Annotated in this window: 22 protein-coding genes; 12 read left to right on the plus strand and 10 right to left on the minus strand. The window is 63.1% G+C overall.

From position 1 onward, the window contains the following. Nucleotides 1–10: 10 nt before the first annotated feature. Together LC531_RS18935 and LC531_RS18940 are read right to left on the minus strand one after the other, a co-directional pair. A complete protein-coding gene (locus tag LC531_RS18935; protein WP_223653069.1) occupies nucleotides 11–2,554 on the minus strand; it encodes a TonB-dependent receptor plug domain-containing protein in 2,544 nt (847 codons plus the stop codon). A gap of 109 nt (nucleotides 2,555–2,663) precedes the next feature. Beyond that, nucleotides 2,664–3,362, minus strand: a complete 699-nt coding sequence (locus LC531_RS18940; RefSeq protein ID WP_223653070.1) for a DsbA family oxidoreductase — start codon at nucleotides 3,360–3,362, stop codon at nucleotides 2,664–2,666. 243 nt (nucleotides 3,363–3,605) lie between these two features. Here LC531_RS18940 and LC531_RS22770 point away from each other — a divergent pair, with 243 nt between their 5' ends. The 6 genes from LC531_RS22770 to LC531_RS18965 all read left to right on the plus strand — a co-directional run bounded on the left by LC531_RS22770 (nucleotide 3,606) and on the right by LC531_RS18965 (nucleotide 11,586). Next, nucleotides 3,606–3,740 (plus strand): hypothetical protein, encoded by a 135-nt coding sequence (locus LC531_RS22770; protein WP_262903306.1) that lies wholly within the window; start codon nucleotides 3,606–3,608, stop codon nucleotides 3,738–3,740. An 88-nt stretch (nucleotides 3,741–3,828) separates the two neighbouring features. Beyond that, nucleotides 3,829–6,861, plus strand: coding sequence for a T9SS type A sorting domain-containing protein (locus LC531_RS18945; protein ID WP_223653072.1), 3,033 nt, complete (start codon nucleotides 3,829–3,831; stop codon nucleotides 6,859–6,861). A 145-nt stretch (nucleotides 6,862–7,006) separates the two neighbouring features. Beyond that, on the plus strand, nucleotides 7,007–7,999 hold the full coding sequence (locus tag LC531_RS18950) for an aldo/keto reductase (protein WP_223653074.1): 993 nt from the start codon (nucleotides 7,007–7,009) through the stop codon (nucleotides 7,997–7,999). Nucleotides 8,000–8,089: 90 nt separating this feature from the next. Next, the gene (gene proB / locus LC531_RS18955) at nucleotides 8,090–9,178 is read left to right on the plus strand and encodes a glutamate 5-kinase (protein WP_223653076.1); all 1,089 of its coding nucleotides are present in this window, start codon (nucleotides 8,090–8,092) and stop codon (nucleotides 9,176–9,178) included. 64 nt (nucleotides 9,179–9,242) lie between these two features. Then, entirely contained in the window at nucleotides 9,243–10,487 is a 1,245-nt protein-coding gene (locus LC531_RS18960; RefSeq protein ID WP_223653078.1) for a glutamate-5-semialdehyde dehydrogenase, read from the plus strand. A 106-nt stretch (nucleotides 10,488–10,593) separates the two neighbouring features. Next, a complete protein-coding gene (locus LC531_RS18965) occupies nucleotides 10,594–11,586 on the plus strand; it encodes a hypothetical protein (RefSeq protein WP_223653079.1) in 993 nt (330 codons plus the stop codon). Here the strand turns inward: LC531_RS18965 and LC531_RS18970 are convergent. Beyond that, a complete protein-coding gene (locus LC531_RS18970) occupies nucleotides 11,583–12,035 on the minus strand; it encodes a DUF2141 domain-containing protein (protein ID WP_223653081.1) in 453 nt (150 codons plus the stop codon). The genes LC531_RS18965 and LC531_RS18970 overlap by 4 nt on opposite strands. A gap of 135 nt (nucleotides 12,036–12,170) precedes the next feature. Between LC531_RS18970 and LC531_RS18975 the strand changes: the two genes are divergently transcribed. Then, nucleotides 12,171–13,865, plus strand: a complete 1,695-nt coding sequence (locus LC531_RS18975) for an acyl-CoA synthetase (RefSeq protein ID WP_223653083.1) — start codon at nucleotides 12,171–12,173, stop codon at nucleotides 13,863–13,865. Here LC531_RS18975 and LC531_RS18980 read toward each other — a convergent pair whose 3' ends face one another. Both LC531_RS18980 and LC531_RS18985 read right to left on the minus strand, forming a co-directional pair. Continuing rightward, entirely contained in the window at nucleotides 13,866–14,465 is a 600-nt protein-coding gene (locus LC531_RS18980) for a DUF4276 family protein (protein ID WP_223653086.1), read from the minus strand. It lies immediately after the preceding gene. After that, nucleotides 14,455–15,711, minus strand: coding sequence for an AAA family ATPase (locus LC531_RS18985; protein WP_223653094.1), 1,257 nt, complete (start codon nucleotides 15,709–15,711; stop codon nucleotides 14,455–14,457). Before LC531_RS18985 ends, LC531_RS18980 begins: the two co-directional genes overlap by 11 nt. Nucleotides 15,712–16,016: 305 nt before the next feature. On the opposite strand from LC531_RS18985, the gene LC531_RS18990 reads away from it, so the two are divergent. From LC531_RS18990 to LC531_RS19005, 4 genes are all read left to right on the plus strand, one after another. Next, nucleotides 16,017–17,348, plus strand: a complete 1,332-nt coding sequence (locus LC531_RS18990; protein ID WP_223653096.1) for an NAD(P)/FAD-dependent oxidoreductase — start codon at nucleotides 16,017–16,019, stop codon at nucleotides 17,346–17,348. Nucleotides 17,349–17,609: 261 nt separating this feature from the next. Further along, nucleotides 17,610–18,437 (plus strand): alpha/beta fold hydrolase, encoded by an 828-nt coding sequence (locus LC531_RS18995; RefSeq protein ID WP_223653098.1) that lies wholly within the window; start codon nucleotides 17,610–17,612, stop codon nucleotides 18,435–18,437. Nucleotides 18,438–18,468: 31 nt separating this feature from the next. Continuing rightward, complete coding sequence (locus LC531_RS19000) at nucleotides 18,469–18,981, plus strand: DUF2721 domain-containing protein (protein ID WP_223653100.1); 513 nt, start codon at nucleotides 18,469–18,471, stop codon at nucleotides 18,979–18,981. Between the two features lie 44 nt (nucleotides 18,982–19,025). After that, entirely contained in the window at nucleotides 19,026–19,730 is a 705-nt protein-coding gene (locus LC531_RS19005; protein ID WP_223653101.1) for a DUF6624 domain-containing protein, read from the plus strand. Between the two features lie 36 nt (nucleotides 19,731–19,766). Here the strand turns inward: LC531_RS19005 and LC531_RS19010 are convergent, their stop codons facing one another. Next, entirely contained in the window at nucleotides 19,767–22,685 is a 2,919-nt protein-coding gene (locus LC531_RS19010; RefSeq protein WP_223653103.1) for a TolB-like translocation protein, read from the minus strand. 108 nt (nucleotides 22,686–22,793) lie between these two features. Here LC531_RS19010 and LC531_RS19015 point away from each other — a divergent pair, with 108 nt between their 5' ends. Then, nucleotides 22,794–23,339, plus strand: coding sequence for a YceI family protein (locus tag LC531_RS19015; protein ID WP_223653105.1), 546 nt, complete (start codon nucleotides 22,794–22,796; stop codon nucleotides 23,337–23,339). Nucleotides 23,340–23,437: 98 nt separating this feature from the next. Here LC531_RS19015 and LC531_RS19020 read toward each other — a convergent pair whose 3' ends face one another. The 4 genes from LC531_RS19020 to LC531_RS19035 form a co-directional block, all read right to left on the minus strand. Then, nucleotides 23,438–23,866 carry a hypothetical protein gene (locus tag LC531_RS19020; RefSeq protein ID WP_223653108.1) on the minus strand — a complete coding sequence of 143 codons (429 nt, stop codon included), beginning with the start codon at nucleotides 23,864–23,866 and terminating at the stop codon, nucleotides 23,438–23,440. 38 nt (nucleotides 23,867–23,904) lie between these two features. Then, nucleotides 23,905–24,288: a DMT family transporter gene (locus tag LC531_RS19025; protein ID WP_223653110.1), complete on the minus strand. Its 384-nt coding sequence runs from the start codon at nucleotides 24,286–24,288 to the stop codon at nucleotides 23,905–23,907. Beyond that, complete coding sequence (locus tag LC531_RS19030) at nucleotides 24,285–25,337, minus strand: sterol desaturase family protein (RefSeq protein WP_223653112.1); 1,053 nt, start codon at nucleotides 25,335–25,337, stop codon at nucleotides 24,285–24,287. The genes LC531_RS19025 and LC531_RS19030 overlap by 4 nt, the downstream gene beginning before the upstream one ends. A gap of 227 nt (nucleotides 25,338–25,564) precedes the next feature. Next, nucleotides 25,565–26,449 (minus strand): N-acetylneuraminate synthase family protein, encoded by an 885-nt coding sequence (locus LC531_RS19035; protein WP_223653114.1) that lies wholly within the window; start codon nucleotides 26,447–26,449, stop codon nucleotides 25,565–25,567. Nucleotides 26,450–26,579 lie beyond the last annotated feature (130 nt).

The following is a 26,579-nucleotide window of genomic DNA, read 5'->3' on the forward strand; positions in this document are numbered from 1 at the left end:
ACGCACTGGTTTATCGGCCTTTAGGCGCTACGTAGATGGTGCTGCTGCCGCGGCTAGGCGTGCCTTCTAGAGTGATGCCTTCGGTCGAAATCTGGAAGTTGCCGCTGCCATCGGCGGTGTAAAACAGGAACTCAGTCTGGCCGTTGGGGCCGGTACTGACCTGCGGGTCCCAGAAAAGGGTAAGGCGGCGCGCGTCCATTGTAGGGGCATTCATCACCGGCGCGCCGTAGCGGGGCTGGTAAAATTCCTGGGCGCGGTAGTAGGCCGGCACCCGTATCGTAATAAGGCCGGGGGTAGGGGTTTTGCTGTCGTCGCCCTTATAGTTTTTATTGCCCCGCTTAGTGTAAATGGCAATAACGCCGCCGCTGGACCCAGCGCCGAAAATAGCCGCTTCGGGTCCTTTGAATACTTCTACGGCTTCTACCTGATTGGCCTGCAAAGTATTAATAAACTCTGCGTCGGTGCGCTGGCCATCCAAAATAAAGAGCGGCGTGCCGCTGTTGCGAATCTGGATGCTCATGTTGGGCGGGCTGCCGCTGATGGTGAGGCCCGCCACCCGGCCCTGCAATATTTGCAGGGCGCTCATGCCCGACTGCGCCGCCGGGATGTCCGTAAAATCAACCAGCGTATTGGCCACCACGCCGGGGTAAAGGCGGCGCGTGTCGTTGGCCGGAATAACTTCCTTCTTGCCCGTCACGGCTACGTTGCCGAGCTTGATATTGCGAGCGATATCGCCTTCGGGGCGGTTCTGGCGCTCCTGCACCTGCTGCTGGCGGCTGCGGCGCAGGTAGTCGGCCACGCCGGCTGGGGCGGCGCTTAGAGGCGGCAGGGGGGGTAGGGGCGCGCCAAAAGTGGGCGGCCCCAGGTCGGGCCGAATCACTACGTTGCTGGCCCCCGAGGCCCGCCGCGCCTGCAAGGTTATCACGGCCGTATCCCTGCCCGGAAAGCCGGTGAACCGGAAGCGGCCATTGGTTTCGGTGCTGGCCGTGAGCACGCTGCGGTTGGGCTTGCTCTGGATGAAGGTAAGCTGGGCGTTGGCCAAGCCCTGGTGGCCCGCGCCCGTTACCTGTCCGGCCAGCGTAATGCCCTGCTCGGCCCCGTAGACCAGCGGCGGGGGGGTAGGACTCAGCACCTCCTTCCACACGTAGCGCCGCCAGCCCTGGGTCAGCAGCAGGTTGTCGAGGGCCAGGGTAATTTCGGGGGTAGGGGTTTGAAAGTAATAGCCGGGGTTTTCGACGTAGCCCGCCAGGTCGGAGGTCAGCAGCAGGCTAGTGGCCACGTTGCCGCCGTTGGGGTCGAGGGCGGCGGCCCCGGCCTCGGCCACCGTCACGGAGAGGTGGGCGGCGGCGGGCTGGCCGGTGGCATCGGTCACCTGCACCTTCACGTGCACCGGGTCGTGGGGGGCGTAGGCGGCCTTATCAGGCGTTAGAGTTACGCGCAACGCGGGCAGCCCATTCAACACGAAAGCCAGGCGCTGGGCCTGGGCTGTGCTCTGGGCATCAAACAGCGTAATATGCAGAATGCCATTGGGATAGCGCGACTTCACCAACTTCCAAGTCACGGGCGCGCCGTCGTCCGTAATGGGCCGGGGCACCAGCCCCACGATGTAGCCGCGCACCTCGGTCAGCAGCATTACGGGGCCGGGTACGGGCGCGCCGGGCGTACCCTGGTAGCGGGCCTCCACGGTGTAGCTGTCGCCGGCATCGAGCACGCGCAGGCCGTAGCCGGTGGGCTGCGCGGCGGGCAGGGGGAAGTCGGTGCTGCTGCCGTCGGGCAGCTTCACGCGGGCGTGGTAGTGGTGGCCGGCGGCGGGCGTAAAGCTTAGCCGCCCCATGCCCCCGTGCTGGCTGCTGAAGGCCGCTCCCACGGACTTATTTTGCTCATCAAATAGCTGCCCGCTGACGGCTATGCTGCGCCCACTGGCTGCCTGCGCCTTAAAGCCCACTGTGGCCGGCAGCCCCGCTACCAGGTTGCCGCCCTCCGCGAAAAACTGCACGTCTGGCTTGCCCACCGGGGTTTTGGGAGCCGTGCGGGAGATGGCCAGGGCTGGGCCGGCGTCCGGTGCGTCGGGCTGGTTGGGGGCGGCGGGCCACACTTGCAGCTGCCGCTCGAAGAAATACTCGCCGTTGCCCGCGTTGCGCATCCAATCGGTGTAGGCGCGCAGCAGGTAGGTGCCGGCGGCCAGGGTATCGCCCAGCTCGATATCGCCGTAGCCGCGGCCACCCGCCAGGCGCAGCGTGCGGCGGGCCACTACCAGGCGCTGGGGCGAGAGCAAATCCACGTGCAGCACCTTACTGAGCGTGTCGGGCTGGTGGCGCAGGGCATCCACTACGTAGGCGCTGAACCAGATGGTTTCGCCGGTGCCGTAGGCCGGGCGGTCAAGGTGCAGGTAGGCTTTCTCGGGCCGCAGCGTGATATAATAGGCGCTTAGCTTCTCGGCCAGCACCTGCACCGGGTTGCCGTCGGCGGGGTTGCGAAAGGCTAGTAGGCCCAGCGCTCCGGCCAGGCCCAACGCCCCGATTATCTTCTCCTTACCCTTGAATTTCACTCTCATATACTAAGCCTGGTCGCGGTGCCAAAGGGCGAAAGTAAGCAAGCTACCCTTGCTAACGCGGCGAAGCAACGCCAAATTATCTATTGCCCGCTACTTATAATTCATTACCTCACTCGCAGCCGTCCGGGCCGCAGGCGGGGCCGTCAGCCAATACCGTAGGGTGTGCCTGCGGGTGATTCTCGGCCCATACCTTCTCCAGCACCTCGGCAAAGACCGCGCTTGGCTGCGCCCCCGATACGGCGTATTTGTCTTCAAACACGAAGAACGGCACGCCCCGCACCCCGATTTGCTGCGCCTCGTACTCATCGCGCCGCACCTCGTTGGCGTAGGTGCCGGCCAGCAGCGCCTGGCGCGCGGCGTCGGCATCAAGGCCGATTTCGGCGGCCAGGTTTACCAGCGTGTCTAAGTTGTTGAGGTCGCGGCCCTCCTGATAGTAGGCGGCCATGAGGCGCTCCTTGGCGGCATCCTGGCGGCCGTGGTGCGCCCCGAAGTGGATGAGCTGGTGCGCCAGAAAAGTATTGGCCGGCACGGCGCGGTCAAAGTCGTAGGCCAGGCCCACTTCCTGGGCTACCAGCGCCATGTGGTCGTTCATGCGGCGGCCTTCGGCCTCCGATACGCCTTTTTTCTGGGCCAGCGAAGCGTGGATGCTTTCGCCGGGGACGGGCGCAAAATCGGGGTTTAGCTGGAAGCTTTTCCACTGTACCTGCACATCGGCACGGTGGGCAAACTCGCCCAGGGCGTGTTCCAGCCGGCGCTTGCCGATGTAGCAGAACGGGCACACGACATCGGACCAAATTTCAATTTTCATACAATTTCTAGGATTTATAAAACAGCATTGATAGAACGAAGCAATGCCAGGGGATAAAAGTTTGGAATAGCCTCGATTTGGCTTTAAGAGGAGATTTTTGACCTATTTCCAGGCGGGGTTTTTAGGGATGAGGCGAAAATTTGGCTTTACGCGGAATCCTTGGCATAATACCATTGGTAGCTAGTTTTTTACGAAATTCCTCGTTCTATTTGCGAGTAGTTCCGCTTCCGATTACTTCCCGCTATGCTATTTCTCCTCACGCTTACGCACGCCGCCAGGGCCGCCCCCTTGCTCCCTACCCCCCGCTACCGGCGGGGGCTGCCGCTGGCCTGCTGCTACTTATCACTACCCCCCGCTGGCGCGTCAATTATAGGTTGATTATCACTACGCATTTGAGGAATTATCTGGCTGGGCCGTGTCCGCACGCTGGCCGCGCTATCCACTGATTTTTAGTCCGTTTATTTTTATGCACTATCTCTATTCATTACAGGGCTTGCGCCAGCGGGCCTGGTTATTAGGTTTATTTGCAGTGGCTACCCCCATTGCGCAGGCGGCCAGCAGCCCCGGCACGGCTGCCGTTCGCCCACCCGCGGCACTGGGCACGGCCCCGGTGCTCACCGGCAGCGCGGGCCCGGTGGCGGCCCCCGAGCGGGTTGCCACCGTGGTAGATGCTGGCCTGACGCTGACAGCGGCGGGCGCGCCACTGACTTCAGCCACAGTGCAGGTGGCAGGCAGCTTTATTAGCGCGGAAGACGCGCTAGTTTTCAACCCCGGCACCGCCCCAGTGGGCCCCATCGAGGGGAGCTATGCGGCGGCTACCGGCACGCTCTCGCTCACAGTGGCGGTGGGGCGCGTGGCCACGGCGGCTCAGTGGCAGGCGGCCCTGCGCGCCGTGGCGTACTACAATGCCTCGCACGCGCCCAGCACGGCGTTTCGCACGGTCAGCTTCGTGGTGAGCGATGGTAGCCAGGTGAGCCAGCCGGCCAGCCGCACGGTAGCCGTAACGGCCGTTAACGACGCGCCCATCAACACGGCCCCGGCCGTGCTCACGACCGGTTCGGGCGCGGCGCTGGCCCTGGGCAATACCCTGGCGGTGGTCGATGCCGATGCCGGCACGGCGGTCATCCAGGTGTCGCTCATGGCCACCAACGGCACGCTGACCCTGGGCAACGACCAAGCCAATAGTACTCTCACGCTCAGCGGGCCGCTTACGGCGCTCAACGCGGCGCTGGGTAGCCTGCGGTTTCTGCCTACCCCCGGCTTTCAGGGGCAGGCCGGGCTGACGCTGGTGAGCAACGACCTGGGCAACACCGGCACCGGCGGGCCACTGATGGCCACCAGCACGGTGGCCATCACGGTGCTGCCGGTGGCCCCCACCGACCTGCCGGCGGGCATGTACGGCTCGGCTTACAGCCAGGGGGTAGGGGTGGCGGGCAGCCCACAGCCCTGCACCTACGCTATTACGGCGGGCACGCTGCCGGTGGGCCTGCGCCTGCTGCCGGCCACGGGCGTGCTCATGGGGATGCCCAAGGCCATTGGCTCGTTTGGCTTCACGGTCACGGCCCAATCGACACCGGGCCGCACCGCGGCGGCGGCTTCGCAGACGTATGCCCTGCGCGTGCTGCCGCCCACCAGCACCACCTGGACCGGCGACGCGCTGACCAGCGACTGGTTTGATGATAACAACTGGAGCGCGGGCGCGCCGGGAGCGAGCATGAGCGTCGTGATTCCTGAAACCACCCAGCCCTACCCCGTGCTGGGTAATGGCACGGCCACGGCCCTGAACCTGACGCTTGCCGCCAATGCGCGCCTCACCCAGCAGGATGGCACGCTCACTCTGGGGGGAGATTTCAACAACGCGGGCACTTTCGTGGCCAGCGGCGGTACGGTGGCCCTGAGCGGGGCCGCCAGCCAGGCCGCTGGCGGTCCCGGCCTCACCCGCTTCTGGAGCCTGAGTGTGGGTAGTGCCAACGCCACGCTTGCCGGCCCGGTGGCCGTGCAGCAGGTGCTGACCCTGGCCGGCAACCTGACTACCAACGGCCAGCCGCTGACTCTGGAATCGACCCCCGCCGCCACGGCACTGGTAGTAAACACCAGCGGCATAGTGGTGGGCGATGCCACCGTGCAGCGCGCCATTGATGGCAGCCTGAACGCTGGCCTGGGCTACCGCCACTACGCCGCGCCGGTGCGCGGGGCCACCGTGGCCAGCCTGGCCACGAGCGGCTTCGCGCCCGTCGTGAACGATGCCTACAACACCGCGGCGACGCCCACGGCCATTACGCCCTTTCCCACGGTGTATGGCTACGACCAGCGCCGGCTGGCGCTGGTTAATAAGCTGGCGGCCTTTGACAAAGGCTGGTTTTCGCCGGCTGGCCTGAATGAGCCGCTGGCGCTGGGCCAGGGCTACAGCGTGAACATGGATGCCGGCCAGGTGGTGAGCTTCGTGGGCGCGCTGCACAGCGGCGACCTCACCCTACCCCTGGCCCGCGCCGATGATGCCACGGCCGCCGACGCGGGCTGGCAGTTCCTGGGCAACCCCTACCCCGCCCCGCTCGACTTTAGCCTGGTGGCCCCCGCCGACCGCCCCGGCCTCGACGCGGCCCTGTACGTGTACGCCAGCACCAGCCAGTACGCGGGGCAGTACCGCAGCTACGTCAATGGCGTGGGTGGCAACCCCGTGGTGCCCGTGGGCCAGGGCTTTCTAGTGCGCGTGAGCCAGGGCCAGACCAGTGCCGCGCTCACCTTCCGCAACAGCCAGCGCCTGACTACCCCCGACGCGACCCCCGTGCAGCGCACCGCCGAAACCCGGCCCCTGGTGCAGCTGACACTACGCACTGCGGCCGGAGCCACCGATGAAGCGTATCTCTACTTCGAGGCCGGCGCTACCCCCGGCTTCGATTCCCAGTACGATGCCCTGAAGCTGCCCAACACCACCGGTCTCAACCTGAGCACGCTGCCCACCGCCGGCGCAGCCCTGGCCATCGACGGCCGGCCGCTGCCCACCGGAGCGCTCACGGTGCCGCTGCGCGTGGCCGTGCCCGCCGCCGGCACCTACGTGCTCGAAGCCGCCGCCCTGCTCAACCTGGGCGGCCTGCGCCCCTACCTGCGCGACGCGCAGCTCGGCACTCTCACCGACCTCACCCAGCAGTCCAGTTACTCGTTCAGCCAGGCCGCGGGCGCGGTGGGCGCGCGCTTCGAGCTGGTGTTTGGGCCGGCCCAGGCGCTGGCCGCGCAGCCCGCGGCCGGTAGCCCGCAGGTGGCGCTTTACCCCAACCCGGCTCAGGCGGTGGCCTTCGTGGAGCTAACCGCCGACCTCGGCCGCCAGGCCGTGGCCGCTACGCTGATTGATGGCCTGGGCCGCGCCGTGCGCACCACCACCCTACCCCCCCAGGGCGCGGCGGCCCACCAGCTGAGCCTAACCGGTCTGGCTAGCGGCGTGTACGCGCTGCGCCTCGCCACCAGCGCCGGCGTGGTTACCAAGCGCCTTGTGGTGGAGTAGAAGGAAATTAGCTCGTAAAGCAGCGTAGGTTATTTGCTTATTTCCCAACCTATTACTCTTTTTAATTCCTGCTGGTTTGTAACCCTGGTGCCGGCCGGGGGGTAGGAAAGGTCAGTATTTTACCTGACTTTTTACCAGACTAGAAATGGATTATCAACAAGTAGGCTCCTCCGAGGTGCGCATGTCGCGCATTACGTTTGGCAGCTGGGCGGCCGGCGGCTGGATGTGGGGCGGCACCGAGCAGAACGATGCCGTGGGGGCCATCCACGCGGCCTACGACCTGGGCGTAACCAGTATCGACACCGCGCCGGTGTACGGCATGGGCCTGAGCGAGCAAATCGTGGGCGAAGCCATTAAGGGCCTGCCGCGCGATAAGGTGCAAATTCTGACTAAGTTCGGGATGCGCTGGGACGAGGCCAAGGGCGACTTCGCCATGAAAACCAAGGACAACCAGGGCCGCGACCTCGACGTGTACAAGTACGCCAGCCGCGACAGCGTTATCCGAGAGTGCGAAGAAAGCCTGAAGCGCCTGGGCACCGATTACATCGACCTCTACCAGCAGCACTGGCCCGACGTGACTACCCCCATCAGCGAGACGATGGAGGCCGTGCAGCGCCTAATGGAACAGGGCAAGGTGCGGGCGGCGGGCGTCAGCAACTACTCGGTGGCCCAAATGGAAGAGGCCGGGAAAACGCTGAAGCTGGCTTCCAACCAGGTGCCCTTCAGTATGTTGCGCCGCGATATTGAAAAGGAGGTAGTGCCTTATACGCAGCAGCACGACCTGGGCATTTTGGTGTACAGCCCCATGCAGCTGGGCCTGCTGACCGGAAAAATCAAGCCCGGCCAGCACTTCGATGCCAGCGACCTGCGCAGCACTAACCGCCTGTTCAAGCCCGAGGCGGTGACCAAAGTCAACGCATTTCTGCAGAAAATCCGGCCCCTGGCCGAAACCAAAAACGCTACCCTCGGCCAGCTCGTGCTGGCCTGGACGCTGGCGCAGCCCGGCATCACGGTGGCGCTGGTGGGTGCCCGCAACCCCGAGCAAGCCGCCCAAAACGCCAAGGCGATAGACGTGAAGCTCAGCGCCGAAGAGGTTGATTTTATCAATAAGCAACTGGCGCAGGTGCAGCTGGGGTAAGTAGTAATGGTTAATAAAGACCGTCATGCTAAGCTTGTCGAGGCATAACGGTCTTTTTTAATCGCTTTGCTACCCCCCTACTTTTGCGCTATGCCGCTACCCTACCGTCGCCTCGTTGTCAAAATCGGTTCCAATGTGCTCACGCAGCCCAACGGCCTGCCCGATGAGGCGCGCATGGCCCAGCTGGTGAGCCAGATAGTGGCCCTCAAGCGCCAGGGCCGGGAAATTATCCTGGTATCGTCGGGGGCGGTGGCGGCGGGGCGCAGCCTCATCACCCTACCCCCCCGCGCCGATGCCGTGCGCAGCCGCCAGCTGCTGGCTGCCGTGGGCCAGGTAAAATTGCTGAGCCTGTATGCCGCGCTGCTGGCCCCGCACGGCCTACTGGGCGCGCAGGTGCTGGTGACCAAGGAAGATTTTCGCGACCGCCAGCACTACCTGAACATGCGCAACTGCTTTCAGGAATTGCTCCAGCAAAACGTCATTCCCATTGTGAATGAGAACGATGTGATTTCGGTGACGGAGCTGATGTTTACTGACAACGACGAGCTGGCCGGCCTGGTCGCCAGTATGCTCGATGCCGACGCGCTGCTGATTCTGAGCAACGTGGACGGCATTTTCGACGGCGACCCCAGCCGGCCCGAGGCGCGGGTGATTCGCCATATCGCGCCGCACGACACGGGCTTCGCGGAGTTTATCACGGCCACGCGCTCGCAGTTTGGGCGCGGGGGCATGCTCACCAAATGCTCCATTGCCCACAAGGTGGCCGGGCTGGGCATCAGCGTGCACATCGCCAATGGCAAAACGCCCGATATTCTGCCCAACATCTTGAATGAGAGCGCGGTGAATACCTGGTTTCAGCCCAGCAAAAAGGCATCGGGCACCAAGAAGTGGCTAGCCCACGCCCAGGCCGCGCAGGCCACGGTACACGTAAACGCCGGGGCGCGGGCGGCGCTGCTGGCCCCCGGCCAGGCCACCAGCCTGCTGCCGGTGGGGGTCGTGCGCATCGAAGGCGAGTTCCAGAAAGGTGACCTCGTGCGCCTCGTGGATGAGGCCGGCCACACCTTAGGCCTGGGCCTGGCCGAGTACGGCGCGGATAAGGCCCGTGAGCGCTTAGGCCAACACGGCCAGCGCCCACTGGTGCACTATGATTATCTGTTTCTGACGGAGAATGTGGGGTAAGCTTTAGCTTGCCGTTTTAGCACCCTCATTTACGCCCGGTAAGCTAAAGCTTCCCCTGCATTTTATGATTGACCTTTTCCGAGCCGCACAACAGGCCAGCCGCGCGCTGGCCGCGGTGCCCGCCGCCACTACCGATGCCCTGCTGCGTGACCTGGCCGACGCGCTAATTGCCCATACTGACTTTCTTATCAGCGCCAACGCCCAGGACCTGGCCCGGATGCCCGCCGCCGACCCGCGCCACGACCGCCTGCGCCTCACGCCCGCGCGCCTGGCCAGCATGGCCGATGACCTGCGCGCCGTGGCCGCCCTACCCTCCCCGCTGGGCGCGAAGCTGAGCGAGAAGACCCTGCCCAACGGCCTGCTGCTGAGTAAAGTGCGCGTGCCGCTGGGCGTGGTGGGCATCATCTACGAGGCGCGGCCCAACGTGACCATCGACAGCCTGGCGCTGTGCCTGAAAACCGGCAATGCCTGCCTGCTCAAGGGCGGCTCCGACGCGGCGGCCTCCAACGCGGCGCTTATCGAGGTGGCCGGGCCGGTGCTGCTGCGCCACGGCCTGCCGCTGGCCGCCGCCACCCTGCTACCCCCCGAGCGCGCCGCTACCGAAGCGCTGCTGCGGGCCGTGGGCCTGGTTGATGTGGTGATTCCGCGGGGTAGCCAGGGCTTGATAAACTACGTGCGGGAAAATGCCCGCGTGCCCGTTATCGAAACCGGGGCCGGCGTGGTGCACACGTATTTCGACGAAACCGGCCATCTGGCCCAGGGTGCGGCCATCATCGCCAATGCCAAGACGCGCCGCGTGAGCGTTTGCAATTCGCTTGATTGTCTGTTAATTAACGAAAGCCGACTGGCTGACCTGCCCGCCTTAGTTGCGCCGCTGGCCGCCGCCCAGGTGCAGCTATTCGCCGACGCGCCGGCCCTGGCGGCGCTGGCCGGGGCCTACCCCCCCGAATTGCTGGCACCGGCCACCGACGAGCACTTCGGCACCGAGTTTCTGGATTATAAATTGGCCATCAAGACCGTGACCGACCTCGATGCAGCCCTCGACCACATTGCCCGCTACGGCTCGCGCCACAGCGAAGCCATTATTTCGGAAAACCAAGCTCACATTGATACCTTTTTGCAAAGTGTGGATGCGGCGGCCGTGTATGCCAACGCCTCCACGGCCTTCACCGACGGGGGGCAGTTTGGGCTGGGGGCCGAAATTGGCATCAGCACTCAGAAGCTGCACGCCCGCGGCCCGATGGGCCTCGAAGAGCTAACCAGCTACAAGTGGCTGGTGCGCGGCAACGGGCAGGTGCGAGGGGGGTAGTGTAGGGTAGCTTTAGCTTGCCGGGCCGCAGCTGCATGTGCCGCGGCCGGCAAAAATGACGTATTCCTGAAAACGGCAAGCTAAAGCTTACCCTACCTTACTGCTTATGATATACGGCATGTGCTTCGATGGAAGCGTAGTGCGCGGCTGGGGCGACGATGACCGCTACCTGCACTTTTCCAATACCCGCGCCACCGGCCACGTCGAAAACCTGGAGTTTCACTACCAGCGTGCCCGCGAAATGGGCCTGACCCGCTTCCGCGATACGGTACTCTGGGACGAAGCCCGGCACCAGCCCGACTACGCCTGGCTCGACCGGCTGGCGGCCGTGAGCGAGGGCCAGCTGGAGTTGGTGCTCAACCACTACGCCCTGCCCGAATGGATTACGGAAGAGATGTTCTGGACCGACGGCGCGGCCGCTGCCATGCGCGAGCTGGCCCGCGAAATCGCCCAGCGTTACCGGGGCGCGTTTCGCAGCTATAACCTGGGGGCCGAGCTGGGTATCTGGACTGACTGGATTGCGGCCCCGCTGAGCCGGCAGTGGCCCTTCGGCGGCCGCGACTGGTGGGCCGTGTACCGCCAGACCAGCTCCATTACCATCGCCATTGCGCAGGGCCTGAAGGCCGGCGACCCCGCCGCACTCACCGCCATGAGCGAGCCCTGGGGCTGGGGGCCCATGCCCTGGCCCGACCAGGCCCGGCCCTTCGCCACCATCCTGGGCCGGTCCGACCCGGTGGCGGAAGCAAACAACTGCCACACCTGGCAGCAGGGTAGCCCGGACTTGCTCGATATTGTGGGCCTGAATATTTATTTTGATAATGATATTCCGGCCATGCTGGCGGCGGCCCGCGGCCTGTTCCCAGACCAGCAGGTAGTGGTGGCCGAAACTGCCAACACCCTGCGGCCCGACTGCCACCCGCCCGCCCTGTGGTGGGCTAAGTTTGAAGCCCTCGGCGAGCCCGACCTGGCCGTGAGCTGGAGCCCCGGCCTCACCATGCTTACCCACGAGTTGGGCGAGCCCATGTGCGGCAACCTACTCAACCCTGACGGCCACCAGCACTGGCACCGGCCCGCCGTAGGGCACCCGGTACGGGCTTAAAAGTCGTTCCAAGTGGTGATAGTTACTACTTGGCCGGGGCCCTCTACCAAAAATTTGCACTGCTGAAAGTTGGGGGCGGAGAAGCGGGGCTTCACGTTGTTGGAAAACGCGAACGGCTCGGTGGGAATACCCAGGAAGTTTTTGTCGAGCTTGTCGTTGTTGTTGAGGTCCTGGCTCAGGGCCACGGCCCACTCGCCGGGCGTCAGCTCCACCGAAATTGAGAGTTCCTTCCGGCCCTCGGGCTTCACGAACATCCGGAGGGCCATCTGGCCATCCTTGAGAAATTTTTCGGGCGAGTTATAAAAATTGAGCTTCACCAAGGCCTGGGTCGAGGCCAGCTCCGACACCACAATCGTGACGGTTTGGGTAGCCGGAGCGGGCCGCGGGGGCGGCCCGGCACTGAGTACGGAGCTACCCAGAAGCAGCGCGGCTAGGGATAAAACGTTCATGGAGCGGTGGAAAAGCAGAGGTCGAACTACCACCGCAAACTTACGAAGCGGCCAGAATCGTTCCGGCCGCGGGGTAGATGGCGGGGCCGGCCGGGCCGTTTACCTTCGCGCCGCCCACCCTACCCCTCGCTCCCCATGCAAGCCTACTTCCGTCAGTTTCAGCGCCTGGCCGAGGCGGGTGCCTACCACGAGCTGGCCGGGCAGCCCCTTCCGAAACCCGAGTTCTTCAACTGGACCACCGAGATTCTGGAGGGCCTGCACCTGGCCGAGCGCCCCCACCAGCCCGCCCTGGTATTGGCCGATGATGCGGGCAGCCAGGTCATTACCTACGCCGAGCTGGCGGTCCGCGCCAACCAACTGCTTCACTACTGGCGCGGGGCCGGCGTGCAGCCAGGCCAGGCCGTGCTGCTGATGGTGCCCGTGTGCGCCGAGTTATGGCACACCTACGTGGCCGGCATCAAGGGCGGGCAGCTGCTAATTCCGGCGGCCAGTATTCTCACGGTCAGCGACCTAGAATACCGCTTCGGCCGCCTGCTACCCGCCGTGGTCATCGCCGACGCCGAAAACGCCGCCAAAATTGACGCCGCCGAGCAGGCGCTGGGTCAGCGCATCGGCCTCAAGATGCTGGTAGGCGGGCCCGCCGCGCAGCGGCCGGGCTGGGTAGGGTTTGAAGTGTTGGATGGCTTGCCCGAACAGGCCGCAGCTGCCCCGACCCGCGCCGACGACCCGCTGTTCTTGTTCTTCACCTCGGGCACTACCGGCCTGCCCAAAGTGGTGACGCACACGCACTTTTCCTACCCCGTGGGCCACCTCAGCACCGCCGCCTGGATTGGGCTGCGACCCGCTGACCGGCACTGCAACATCGCGCAAGCGGGCTGGGCCAAGTTTGCCTGGAGCAGCTTTTTTGCGCCCTTGAGCGTGGGGGCCACGCTGGTGGCTTACCAGGGCGGCGGGCGCTTTGCGGGCGGGCCGCTGCTGGCGGCGCTGGCCCGCGAGCGGGTAAGCACGTTTTGCGCGCCGCCCACGGTGTTGCGGCTGCTCATTCTGGAAGACCTGGCCGCCTACCCCCTCCACCTGCGCGAGTGCGTGAGCGCCGGCGAACCGCTTAACCCCGAGGTGATTGAAGCCTGGCAACGCGGTACGGGCCAGCTCATCCGTGACGGCTACGGGCAGTCGGAAAGCACGGCCATGATATACAACCTGCCCGGCAGCGCCGTGCGCCTGGGCAGCATGGGCCGGCCGTCGTTCATGTACGACATCGTGATTGCCGACGACGAGGGCTGCGAGCTGCCCAACCTGGCCGAGGGCCACATCGCGGTGCGCACCGACACCGGCCGGCCCAACGGCCTGTTCAGCGGCTACTTCGGCGAGCCCGCGCGGGCGGCCAGCGTGTTTCGCCACGGCCTCTACTACACCGGCGACAAGGCTTACCGCGACCCCGATGGCTACCTCTGGTTCGTGGGCCGCGACGACGACGTGATAAAATCGAGCGACTACCGCGTGGGTCCCTTCGAGGTCGAGAGCGTGCTCGTAGAGCACCCGGCCGTGGTGGAGGCCGCCGTGGTGGGCGTGCCGCATCCCATCAAAGGCCACGAAATCAAGGCGTTCGTGCTGCTCACGCCGGGCACGGCCCCTACCCCCGCCCTGGCCCGCGAGCTGCTGGCCTACGGCCGCACGCACCTCGCGCCCTACAAAATGCCGCGCATCCTGGAGTTCGTAACGGAGCTACCCAAAACCATCAGCGGCAAAATCCGGCGCGTGGAGCTGCGCGCCCGGCCCAGCGGCGCAGGGGGGGTAGGGGAGTTTTTCTACGAAAAAGCCGCGGAGTAGCTACCGCAGCGCCGCCAGCCCCGCGCAGAAATACCGGAAGCTGGCCGAGGCGTTGCGCGCCGGGTCGAGGTGCCGGCTGATATCGGCGGCCCAGCGCTGCTTCTGCTTGCCGGCCCGGTAGTGGCCCCCAGCTTGCAGCACCCGCCACAGCGTTTCCCAGGCATCCGGAATAGCATCGGGGTCGCGGTTAAGGCCAGCAAAATGGGTAGGGCGCACCCCCGGATAAGCTGCTTGCATGGCCGCTGGGTCACCAAGAAACCAAGCTTCCAGTTCCGCAACCGCCAAGCGCGTCAGCACTTGAAATGGCCGCCCGGCCGCCTGCGTCTTGCTGACCAAATGCGCGTCGGCTACCAGTTTTTCCAGCGCCAGCTTGGCTTGGCGACAGTTGGCATCGGCATCCATTAGAATGACGACGCGTAAATCGGGGGTGTGCAGCAACTGGCGGGCATAGGTTTTAAGGCGGCCCGGCAAGCGGGCCAACAGGTCGTGCTTGCCCCGGTGTGGGTGGCATTGCCAGGTAGCATCGGGTAATAAGCGGGGTAGTAATTCTTTTAGCGCCGCCTCAGCCGAAGGTTCTTCCAGCAAAAACTCAACGTGCATCAGGCAGCGGGGTAAGAGGATTGCCAACTACCAGGCTATTGCTTGACCAGAGGTAACCTAATGGCGAGCCATCTTCTACCAGTTCGGGCACGCCGGGAATGTCCGCCGCCCGCGTGGCCTGGGTGTAGCCATCGGCCCCACGGTGCAAAATCCAGACTTGCTCCGGCTCCAAAGCATCGAGCAAAAAGGGCGAATGCGTGGCCACCAACAATTGCCGGTCCTCAGAAGCCGCAATCAGCTCTTCCGCCAGCTGCGGCAGTAGCTGCGGGTGCAGCTCGTTTTCGGGCTCCTCGATGCCCAGCAGGCCCGCCGCGCCCGGCTCGTAGAGCAGCGTGAGCAGGGCCGCCAGCCGCATGGTGCCGCCCGACATATACTGCGCCGGCAGCGGCTTCTCAAACGGCCCGTCCTTGAAGCGCAGCAGCAGGCGCTCGTCGCTGGTTATCTCCGGTACCACGTCGGCCAGGCCCGGCACCCAGCGCCGCAGCTGCGCCGTGATGCGGGCCAGGGTTTCGGGGTGCCGCTCGTGCAGGTAGTACAGCACGTTGGGCAGATTGTCGCCGTTGGGCGACAGCTTCTCGCGCGGGCCGGCGTCGGAATAGCCTTTTAGGTGGTCGTCGGTGAGGTTGAAAAGGCGGTAGGAGGAAAGTGTATTCCGAACTAAAGTCAATTCTCTTTTGACGAGAGTTGATAAAGCTGTAAGCAGTGGTAGCACGGATTCATCTGAACCACCATCACTTTCAACCAAAAGCTGCCCCGTGGCACGCCAGTCCGGTTTGTCATCTTGATAATCCCTCGAAGATTCTAATTCTGATGTCGCTGGAATTTCAACTTTTACATAACCATTGCTTGAGGGCGAAGATGACATGAGCAATTCATTAGCTCGTTTCAATTCTTCGCTTACAGCCAATTTTTTCGAATCTATTTCTGAAATCATCAACTTGTACTGAATAGGGAATGACAATAGGTCAGTTGTCATCCCCACTTCAAACTCAATATTCCCCTCACTTCCCCGGGTCCGCATTCCCCGAAACCTACCCCGCTTCTCCCACGCCCCCACCAAATTCCCCCGCACCGCCTCGGCCAGAAAATTCAGCGCATCCAGCACCGTGCTTTTCCCGCTGCCATTCGGCCCGATGAGCACCGTGAGGGGCGTGAGGTCCCGAAACTCCACGTCGCGGAGGGCGCGGTAGTTCTTGATGCGCAGGTAGGTGAGGCGGGGTACGGCCGGGGTAGGGGGGGTAGGCATGCGCGGGGCGGGCTTAGGCTGCAAAGTAAGCCCGTTTTGGAGGGGTAGGGGGCCAGCGACTTTTGCCAGGTTCTGAAAAATTAGCCAGTGGAGGTGCTTAGCCTGCCGCCGGTAAGCAAGCTCCGCCAGATTTTTTCGGGGGAAAAGGAAGCAAACAAGTCGCCGCCGGGTTTACCCTAGCGCATAAGCAATTACTGGTTTTGACCGGGACTGGTTATGTCGGACTTAATTTTGAAAAGGGCTTCAACGCCCGGCCCGCCGAGGCCGTATGCAGGGGCGGCGGGTGGCTTGCAGCTTAGACATTTATGGAAGGACTTACGAAAATCGAAGACCTGGGCAAGCCCCGCGTGGTGATTGTGGGCGGGGGCTTTGGGGGGCTGGCGCTGGCCAAGTCGCTGGCCAACGCGCCGGTGCAGGTAGTGCTCATCGACAAGCAGAACTACCACGGATTCTGGCCTTTGCTCTACCAGGTGGCTACGGCGGGCCTCAACCCGGACAGTATTGTGTCGCCGTTTCGCAAGATTCTGGCGGCGCAGGAAAACTTCTACTTTCGGCTGGCCGAGGTGCTGTCGGTAGATGCCACGGCGCAGGTCGTGGAAACCAGTATTGGGCTGCTGCGCTACGACTACCTGGTGCTGGCTACGGGCACTGCCTCCAACTACTTCGGCGACGCGGCGATGGAGCGTAACTCCATCAGCCTGAAGTCGGTGCCCGATGCTATTGAGCTGCGCAACACGGTGCTCTCCAACTTCGAGCAGGCCCTGCAAATCGGCGATGTGGAGCAGCTCAACAGCCTGCTCGACTTCGTCATCGTGGGTGGTGGCCCCACCGGCGTAGAAATGGCCGGCGCGCTGAGCGAGCTGCGCGCCAAGGTGTTTCCGCGCGACTACCGCGAGCTGGATTTCAAGCAGATGGACATTCACTTGGTGCAGAGCGGGCCGGTGCTGCTCAAGGGCATGTCGGCCGAAGCCTCGGCGGCGGCGCTCAAGTACCTCACCGACCTGGACGTGAAAGTGTGGCTCAACGACCGGGTAAAATCCTACGATGGCTACACGGCAACCCTTAAATCGGGCCAGCAGCTCATCACGCGCACGCTCATTTGGGCAGCGGGCGTCACGGGTGCTACCATTGCCGGCCTCGACCCGGCCGCGCTGCTACCCTCCAATCGCTACCAGGTCAATGAGTTCAACCAGGTGGCGGGCTACACCAGCGTGTTTGCCATCGGCGACATTGCCCAGATGGCCGCCGCCGACTACCCCGAGGGCCACCCGCAGGTGGCGCAGCCGGCCATTCAGCAGGGCGAGTGGCTGGGCGAAAATATCCAGCTGGCCATGCGAGGCCAGGTCATGCGGCCCTTTACCTACCACGACAAGGGTACGATGGCCACCATCGGGCGGCACCGCGCCGTGGGCGACATCAAGCTCTTTGGCAAAGAGCTGCATGTGACGGGCTGGCTGGGCTGGGTAGCCTGGAGCCTGGTGCACGTGCTGGCCCTGGTCAGTTTCCGCAACCGCCTTACCGTGTTCCTGACCTGGGCCTGGAACTACGTGAGCCAGGACAAAGGGATGCGCTACATCATCGGCCGCACCAAGTCGCATATTCAGGAGAAAGATGTCGATGTGAAAGCCATCGTGTAGGGGGTAGGACTGGTGGCGCTACCCGCGCCCGTCAGAGTTCCGAAACGGCTCCAACGCCAAAACCGGCCCGCGCGCCGGCTGAGAAAATTACGCCCGGCCGGGGAATTTTGGGCGTCTTGGCCGTGGCCCTGTAGCGCCGGCTGGGGCCTTGGGAGGGTGAGGTAAGGAGGCAAGCAAAATTCTGGCTTTATTGCAATCGCAAACTGCTCTGGCAAACCCAACTCTCCCTCTTACCCCCCCTTAAACCCTGGTTTTTTCGCTATGGATGCACCTGCTGTTTCCGCCGTGCGGCGCAATAACGTGACTATCACGGGCGCGGCCGGCGACGCGCCCGTGATTATTTTTTTGCACGGCCTGGGCTCCGACCAAAGCAGCTGGCGGCGGCTGGCCCCGGCTTTTGAGGACCGCTACCGGGTGGTGTGCCTCGACCTGGTGGGCGCGGGCAAATCGGAGGCGGCGGCCTACGACTACGCCCACTACGGCTCGCTGCGTGCCCACGCCGCCGACCTGCTGGCCGTGCTGCGCGAGCTAGGGCTCTACAACGTGGCATTCGTGGGGCACTCGGTGAGCGCCATTATCGGGGTGCTGGCGGCCGTGGCGGAGCCTGCACGGTTTAGCCGGCTGGTGCTGCTGGCCCCTTCGCCGCGCTTCGTAAACGCGGAAGGCTACGCCGGCGGCTTCGAGCAAAAAGACATCAGCGAGCTGCTCGCGGCAATGGAGCAGGACTATCAAGGCTGGTCGCGGGGCATTGCCCCGGTGATGATGGGGCCCAACAACCACGAGCTGATTATGGAGCTGACCAACAGCTTCTTCCAAACCAACCCGGCCATTGCGCAGCATTTTGCGCGCGTCACGTTTCTGGCCGACCACCGCGCCGACCTGCCCCTGCTCACTACCCCCTGCCTGATACTGCAATGCGCCCACGATGTGATTGCGCCGCTCTCGGTGGGCATTTATCTCCACGAGCACTTAGCCAATAGCCAGCTGGTCGTCATTGATACGCCCGGCCACTGCGCCCACCTCACGGCCCCCGCCCAAACCCTGAACGAGATAGAAGACTTTCTGGAAACCGCCGCCGCGTATGCGTAGCCACCAGCGAAGAGCTAACTGCTTATAAACTATGTCTACCCTCTCCGGCACGCTCACTATTCTGTCGGCAATGTTCACGCCGGCCATCCTGGTGTCGGCGTGCGGCTCGCTCATTATGGCTACTTCGCAGCGGCTGAGCCGCAGCCTCGACCGGCAGCGCGAGGTGGCCCAGCGCCTGCGCCAGAACCAGCAGCCAGTGGCCCCGCCCGCTACCCCCGACCTGGCCGAGCGCATTCACCTCACGCAGCAGCTGCTGTTTGCCATTCGGCGGGCGCGCCTCCTGCAGCAGGCCATGACCAGCCTGCACCTCACGCTGAGCATCTTCATTGGCAGCATTTTCACCATCGGCATTTTTGAGCTTTTTAATAGCTCCAAAGCCTGGATTATTGCTCTGCTGAGCGTGGCGGGCGCATTAATGCTGCTATTTGCCAGCGTGTTACTTATCCGCGAGTCGAGCCTGGCCCGCTCCGACGTGGACGAGGAAACCGCCTACCTCACCCAGTTTACCCGCGCCGACCAGGAGCATCTTTCCGGTACAAGCTGAAGGCTGGACGCGTAGTAAACTGCGATGAGGAGTAGATTTAAGCCATGAAATACTTATTTTTAAGTTTGCTACTCTGGCTGATTGCCAGCGCCCCAGCGGGCGCCCAGCGCATTGCCAAGCCGTCTGCAAGACTGAACCCGCCGCTCAAACAAGAGCTGGACAGTATGTACGTGCAAGACCAGATTTTCCGGGAAGCCCTCATAGACCCGGCCAAAACCAAGCAGCGGGATTCGCTGGCCCAGCGCTACCAACTGCCAGCCAATAATGTGCAGGGCGGCCTGATGAGCCGCATGATACGCACAGATTCGAGCAACCTTCAGCGGGTGCGGGCGATAATTAAGCGCTTCGGCTACCCCGGCAAAAGCCTCGTGGGCACGCCCACCAACGAAGCGGCTTTCTACGTTATTCAGCATTCGAGCCGCATCCCGGAATATTTGCCGCTCATCAAGCAGGCTGCCGAGCAGGGTGAACTGCCCTTCCGCCTCTACGCCATGATGCTCGACCGGCAGCTGATGTACGCCGGCCAGCCGCAGGTGTACGGTACGCAGGGCCGCAGCTTCCCTAATCCTAACCCTACTGAAAAGCAACAGTATTTCATCTGGCCAATCGCCGACCCAGCCCATGTGAATGAGCGCCGCCGCCAAGCTGGCTTTGACCAAACGGTGGAAGAAAACGCGGCCCGCCTAAATATTCCCTACCAAGTACTGACGATAGAGGAGGTAGAAAAAATGCCGGGCTACAAGAAGTAGGGTGCGGGGCTTGCCCCCGCCCGGCGTTGAACGATTTTACAAGCGCACGTTGAACGCCAGCGGCTGCACCACCCACCGGTTCAGGTAGTTGCTGTATGCTACCCGCACGCCCGCCTCGATGGGTGTGCGCAGGTGCAGCACGTTGAACAAAACCAGCAAGTCTGCGCCGTAGTTGGCGTAGCTGGTGGTGAGGCGGGTAGGGACCGGCGGGCCGTCCGGCCCGCGTAGCGGCACCACGCTGCTACCTTGGGCCAGGTCGGTGAACACGTCGGCCCGCAGGCGCTGCACGTACAGCACCCGCCCCACCGACCAGTGCGGAAAGGCCAGCGGCAGGTTGTAATCGGCGCTACCCACCACTAGCCGGTCGAAGCTCACGTAGCTCGTTTCGGCCCTGGGGAAGGAGATGGCCGCCGCAAAATTGTACTGCTGTTGCTGCTGGTACTGAAAGCCGCCCCGCAGCCGCAGCGCGTGGTGCTTGCCCAGGCCCGGCAAGTAAATAGCCGCCTGTGCGCCGAACTGGCTGGCTTGCAACTGGGTGCTGAAGGGCGTGGTGCGGTAGGTCGCCAGCAGGGTAGCGCCCCCCCGCGGGGCCACGTCGCGGGCGCTTTGCTTGAGCTGACTGGCGTAGCTCAGAGAGGTTTGCACGGCGTGCAGCGGGGCGGTGGGGCCGGGCTCGCTGAGGTTGCGGAAGGTGGGCTGGTAGTTGAAAACCTGCTCGTGCAGGTAATACGCCCCCACGGTCAGGGCTTGCAGGTATTTGGAACGCGTGAGCACTAGCGGCAGGCGCACGCCGGCCAGCAGGCGGGCATACTGCCAGCGGGTGCCGCGCAGGCTATCGAGCGGGGCGGCCCGGTCGAAGTAGCGGGTGGCGTTGCGCCCGCCGTAGGTGGCTTCCACGTCGAGCACCGGGTAGCGGCCCTGGTAGCTGAGCGCGGCCGTGGCGGCCACGGTGCGCTCGGTCTGGTCGTAGCTCAGGCCGGTAAAGAATTGGGTCGTGCTCAAAAAATCCTGCGAGCGCAGCCCTACCCCCACCGAATTGCCGGCTGGGCTCTGCACCACCCCGTAGCTGAACACCCGGAAGGCGTGGGCCAGCGGCCGGTAGCGCCGTACCCCGTAGCGCAGCCCGCTCGAATCGGGCGAGGCCAGTAGTGCCGTAATGCGCGCCGCCCCCGGCTCGCCGGCCGCCAGCGCCGCCACGTAGGGCGCGGGCGCGTCGTCGCGGGCGGGGTGGGGTAGGGCCAACCAGATGGCGGAGTCCAGAGGTATTTCTACCACCCGCGCCCCAGTGGCTTGGTAATCGTGGAAAGCCAGGTGCCGCCCATCGGGGCTCACGGCGGCGTGGTAGGCTCCGAAGGGCCGGTTCGTCACCTGGTACGTCTGGCCCGAAGCCACCCGCACCGCGAAAATATTATCCACCCCCGTTTGGGGCGAGTTGTAGAGCACGTAGTCGCCCCAGGGCTGCGGGTTGGCCAGGTTCACGTTGGCCACCGGCAGCAGGTTGGTGGCGCGGCCGGTGGCCGGGTCCAGCCGTTGCAGGGTTTTGCCAGCAGCGCTCAGCGCTACGGCCACCACCTGGCGGCCGTCGGGCATCCAGCGCGGCTGCTGGTAGAAGTCGTTGCGCGGGTTGGGTAGGGTTTGCAGAATGTCGCCCGATTTCGCATCCAGCACCACTAGCGCGTGGTGGTAGGCTGCATCGGTCCGCACGGCCACTACGCGCGTGCCGTCGGGCGTGAGCGCGGCGGCCGCGTAGCGCTGCTTTTTACCAATTCTCCGTAGCTTTCCGGTCGTCAAATCCAGGATTTTCAGTTCCGAATATACCCGTTGCCCCCAGCGCGGGTCCTGCCGAAACTCGGGCCACAATATCCTACCCCCGCCCACCGACAGCAGCTGCGGAATATTTTGCAAACCCAGCGTAAACACCCGCTGCTCACGTCCGTGGCGGCCCAGCCGCACCAGCTGCGCAATGTCACCCAGCCCGCTTTTCAGCGCTACCACGGTGCTATCGTCCACGTACTGCGGAAATTGGTATTGGGTGAACACCAGTGTGTCGGCCTGTCCGCTCAGCTGGCGCACGGGGGTAGGGGCGGGGCGCGCTGCCCGCTCCGCCCGCCAGGTCGAGTCCAGCTCGCGCATGGTGCGGGCGTAGAGGTCTTCCACGCGCAGGCCGGTGGTGCGCCGCAGGCTCCGCGAAAAAGAGAAGGGGTAGAAGGGAAAGCGGTAGTACTCCTCCAGCACGCGCCGCCACACATCGGGCCCGTAGTGGACTTTGGCCGAAGACGCTAGGTAGTAGCCCAGCACGTACCAGTCGGGTACGTTGTCGCGCAAGGAGCCGCTCACCGCCTTTTGGTAATCGTAGAGCCGGCCGCTCAATAAATTGGCGCGCAGGCCCAGACCGAAATACGGAATGCGCCCGCGCCCACTGCGCGTAAGGGCCGTTTCGGAGCCTACCGCGTCGCCCTCAAAAAACCACTGCGGCACGCCTACCGCCGCCACGCCCAGGCCGCCGTCGCCCAGCAGCGGCACCACCACCCGCCCTACCCCCTCCCGCGCCTTGTCAAACTGATTAACGTGCCGAAACTCGTGCACCACCAGCCCGTCGAGCCAGTCCACGGTGCCCAGGCCCTGCCCCTGGTCGGGGGTCGTAAAAAACTCGGCGTGGCGCGGCAAAAACGTCACGAAGCCGTTGCTGATGGTCGTCTGGTTTTGCAGCACCACCGCAATGGGGTGGGCCTGCACGCCCAGTGTAGTCCCGTCGGGCCCGTGCACGGCCTCCAGCCGCCCGGCCGTGCGCTGCGCCGCTGAGTCGAGCCCCGCCGGAAACAGCACCCGAAAGTGCGGGCTGCTTAGCTCCCGCCAGCGCAAATCGGGCGGGTTCTGGCTGATGATGGGTAGGGATTGGGCGGCTATGCGGGCGGCGCTTAGCAGCAGGAAGAGCGCGAGAAGCAGGCGGCACATGGCGAGCAAGTTACGCCGGGAGGGTCATGCAAAAACAAATAATGTTGATACATGATTTAGAAAAATAAACGCTATCTTTATTCTGCGTTTCACTTTCTCGTTTTCCTTATGTCCACTACCACCGCCACCAAGTGGGTCCTCGACCCCACGCATTCCGAAGTGCATTTCAAAATCAAGCACTTGGTCATCTCCACCGTCACGGGTTCGTTCAAAACCTTCGCGGGCACCATGCAAAGCGCGGGCGACTCGTTTGAGAACGCTCAAGTGGAGCTGACGCTCAACGTGGATAGTATTGACACGAACAACGCGCAGCGCGACGAGCACTTGCGTAGCGAATTATTCTTTGAGGCTCCCCAGTTTCCGCAAATCAAGTTTGCCTCCACGTCCTTTACCAAAAGTGGCGAGGGTGAGTATCAGCTCATCGGCGAGCTCACCATTAGAAATACCACTAAGTCCGTGACGCTCAGCGTAGAGCACGGTGGCACGGCCGTTGATTTCTCCAGCAAAACCAGAGCAGGCTTCGAGGCCGCTGGTAAAATCAACCGCAAGGAATACGGCCTAACGTGGGGTGGCGTCACTGAAGCCGGGGCCATCGTACTCGGCGACGAGGTAAAGCTGGCCCTCAACGTGCAGTTTATTAAACAAGTTGATTAGCAGCTTTCGGCTTTTACACCTTAAAAAAGGCGGCCCCATCAAGAGCCGCCTTTTTTAAAGTAATCGCCCTAAAACTACTTAGAGCGATTTTCAGACAGTTAAACCACTGATTTCGCAGCCCGCTGCTCTTGGCGCAGCCACTGCCGCGCCTCATCCAGATTCCCAAAAATGCGCATCTGAAAGCTGTCGCCCACCTTGGTCACCATTGCCTCGGCCGAGAGGGCGGCGAACGACTCGGGGCTCACGACGTGGGCGAAGTGCGTGAGGCCCTCCACGATGGCGCGGGGCGTCCAGTCCTCGGCAATCCAGGCCACGGCGTGGTCCCAGGGGCCGGTCACGTTCGTGTTGTCGTTGAGCAGGTAGGGGCAGCGGTGGCGCGCTAGCTCTTGCAAACAGGCATTGGCCCCGGTTATGATGCTTTCCAGCGTCTGATAGCCCCGCCAGTTGTTGTACAGCAGCTTTTGCTGCGCATCGTATTCTACGCTCAGAAAAACTTTGCCAAAGGCGTTGGTGAGGTCCTTCTTCATGGGAATAAGTAGACAGTAGGGGGCAGCAAAAATAGCTCCTACGCCGTGCGCTTCAGTCCGATAATGCCCACCAGAATGCAGCCGATATAGAAGACGTGCGCCCACTGAAAAGCCTCTTTCAGCACCAGTGTGTCCACTATTTTGATGCCCACCAGCGCCATGCCCATCCAAATGGCAAACGCGGTGGAGGCCGGAATGACATTCAGCGCCTTGGAGAAAAAGAACACGTTGCCCACGCCAAATACCACGTAGCAAATGGCCGGCACCAACGTCACGATGCCCGCCGAACCCGCGAAAAAATGCGACCAGTCAATCGCCTTTATCTTGGCGACGCTCGTGTACTTGAGGCTGTAGTTCCAGCACACCTCCATCACGGAAGCAAGCAGCAGGTACAGCCAGGCGGGATTAAAGCTTAAAGTCAAGATGCGACGGCAGCAACAGGGCGGGAAGAATCGGCTGGGGTAGCGTTGGGCTGATTAGGGGGGGTAGGGCCGGTGGGGTGGCCGCCGGGGCGCAGGGCCGCCACCGTTTCGGTAGTATCCTCGGGCACTTCCCACCCTTGCAGCACTTTGGCGGGGGGTAGGCGCTCGCCCAGCCAAGTAAGGGCGCGCCAGCGGGTGCCGTGGTAAAACCGGAACAGCGTTGAGCGCTCGGCCAGTGCTTTCTCATCGAAGCGATACACCGAAAACGCATGCTGCGCGAAGTAATCTTTCGGGAAAGCGTAGGGCAGGCCCCAGCGCTCGGGCTTGCGGTTTTCGGGCAGGTAGGCGGTGCCGAAGAGCCAGTCCCAGACCGCAAACTTGGTCGAGAAATTGGCGAAATACACTTCCTCATGGTCGGCGTGGTGCCAGAGGTGCATTTCGGGGCCGTTGATAACGTATTGCAGCTTACCCGATTTCACATTGATATTGGCGTGAATATACATACCCCACACCGCATCAATCAATGCCTTTATCGGCACCACAATGGGGTTGGCCCCCAGCAGAATAATGGGCGCGAACTCGATAGTCTGGTTGATGATAATCTCCACAATGTGCGAGCGCGAGCCAGCCAGCCAGTCCACTTGCTTGCCCGAGTGATGCGCCTCGTGGGTGCGCCAGAAGAACGCGTTGTTGTGCTGAAAGCGGTGAAACCAGTAGATGTAGAAGTCGTGGGTCAGCACAAAAAAGCCCACCTGCGTCGCCACCGGCCAGTCGCTCACTAGGTGAAACCGCGCCCCAAAATGCGCCGCAAGCGGCGCGATGATGAATCCAAAAATCAGGATTTGCAGGAAGTAGCTCTGCACCAGCGTGTACCAGAAAAGGTCCACAAACAGCCCTTCGCGGAAAAACGGCAGGCCCTTGCGATACGGATACTTGCGCTCCAGCACCAGTAATACTACCACCGCCAACAGTAGTATCGGCGTGGTAATCAGCGTGGTGCGGCCCACGGGATTCAGGCCGTGGTAAAACTGACTTATCGTCTCTAGCATAATAGGTAATGACTAGTTGGCTTCCCTAACCCGGCCCGGCGGCCGAATGTTCGGCTTGTAGCTGACCAGGATTTACTTATACGCAAAACAAGAACGTCATGCTGAGCCTGCAAAGCATCTCGCGTGGGATAGTAACTCAATCGCTCATCGGTTTTGATTACTACCCCACGCGAGATGCTTCGCAGGCTCAGCATGACGTTCTTTTAGTGCTAGTTAACCAACACGCATTACGCGGCCGTTACCTCGCGACGCAGGCGGCGCAGGGGCTCCTTTTCACTCTCGTACACCACCTTCACGCCGTCGCCGAGGCCGGCTTCGGTATCGCGGATGTCGCGCACCATCTTGGCCAGGCCGCCGGGCTCCACGCTAGCCGCGTGGTCGCTACCCCACATGGCGCGGTCGAGGGTAAAGTGGCGCTCCACAAAGTTGGCGCCCAGGGCCACAGCCGTGACGGTGGTGCTCAGGCCGGTTTCGTGGCCCGAGTAGCCGATGGGCGTGCCCGGAAACTGGGCTTGCAGGGTCTGAATCATGCGCAGGTTCAGCTCCTGCGGGGGGCAGGGGTAGGCCGACGTGCTGTGCGCAATCATCAGGTTGTCAAGGCCTACGTACTTTACGGCATCCGTAATTTCCTGCTGGGTGCTCATGCCGGTGCTCAGCATGAGGGGGCGGCCGGTGGCACGCACGCGGTCGAGCAGGGGCTTGTCGGTGAGCGAGGCCGAGGCCATCTTGTACATCACCGGGCTGAACTGCTCCATGAAATCGACGGAGGGCTCATCCCAGCACGAGGCAAACCAGTCGATACCGCGCGCCTTGCAGTAGTCGTCGATAGCCGTGTATTCTTCGAGGCCAAACTCCGTTTTGCGCTTGTAGTCGATGTAGCTCATGCGGCCCCAGGGGGTGTCGCGCATTTTTTCCCACTGGTCCTTAGGCACGCACAACTCGGGGGTGCGCTTCTGAAACTTCACGGCGTCGGCGCCGGCTGTCACAGCCGCGTCGATGAGCTGCTTGGCAATGTCGAGCGAACCGTTGTGGTTGATGCCGATTTCGGCAATAATATAGCACGGCTGGCCGAGGCCAATGGCGCGGTTCTTCTTGATTTGAACTACCGACATAAGAGAGAAGGTGGTGGGCGAAAAGTTAAAGCCGAAGCCTATAGAAAAAGCAACCTAACAACGCGGCAGCTGGGTAGATTTTGCTTCCCGCTGGCTATGACGCTGCCACTCAAATTATATTTTAACAGCC

It is taken from the genome of Hymenobacter psoromatis, assembly GCF_020012125.1.
In the GTDB taxonomy this organism is placed as follows: Bacteria; Bacteroidota; Bacteroidia; order Cytophagales; family Hymenobacteraceae; genus Hymenobacter; species Hymenobacter psoromatis.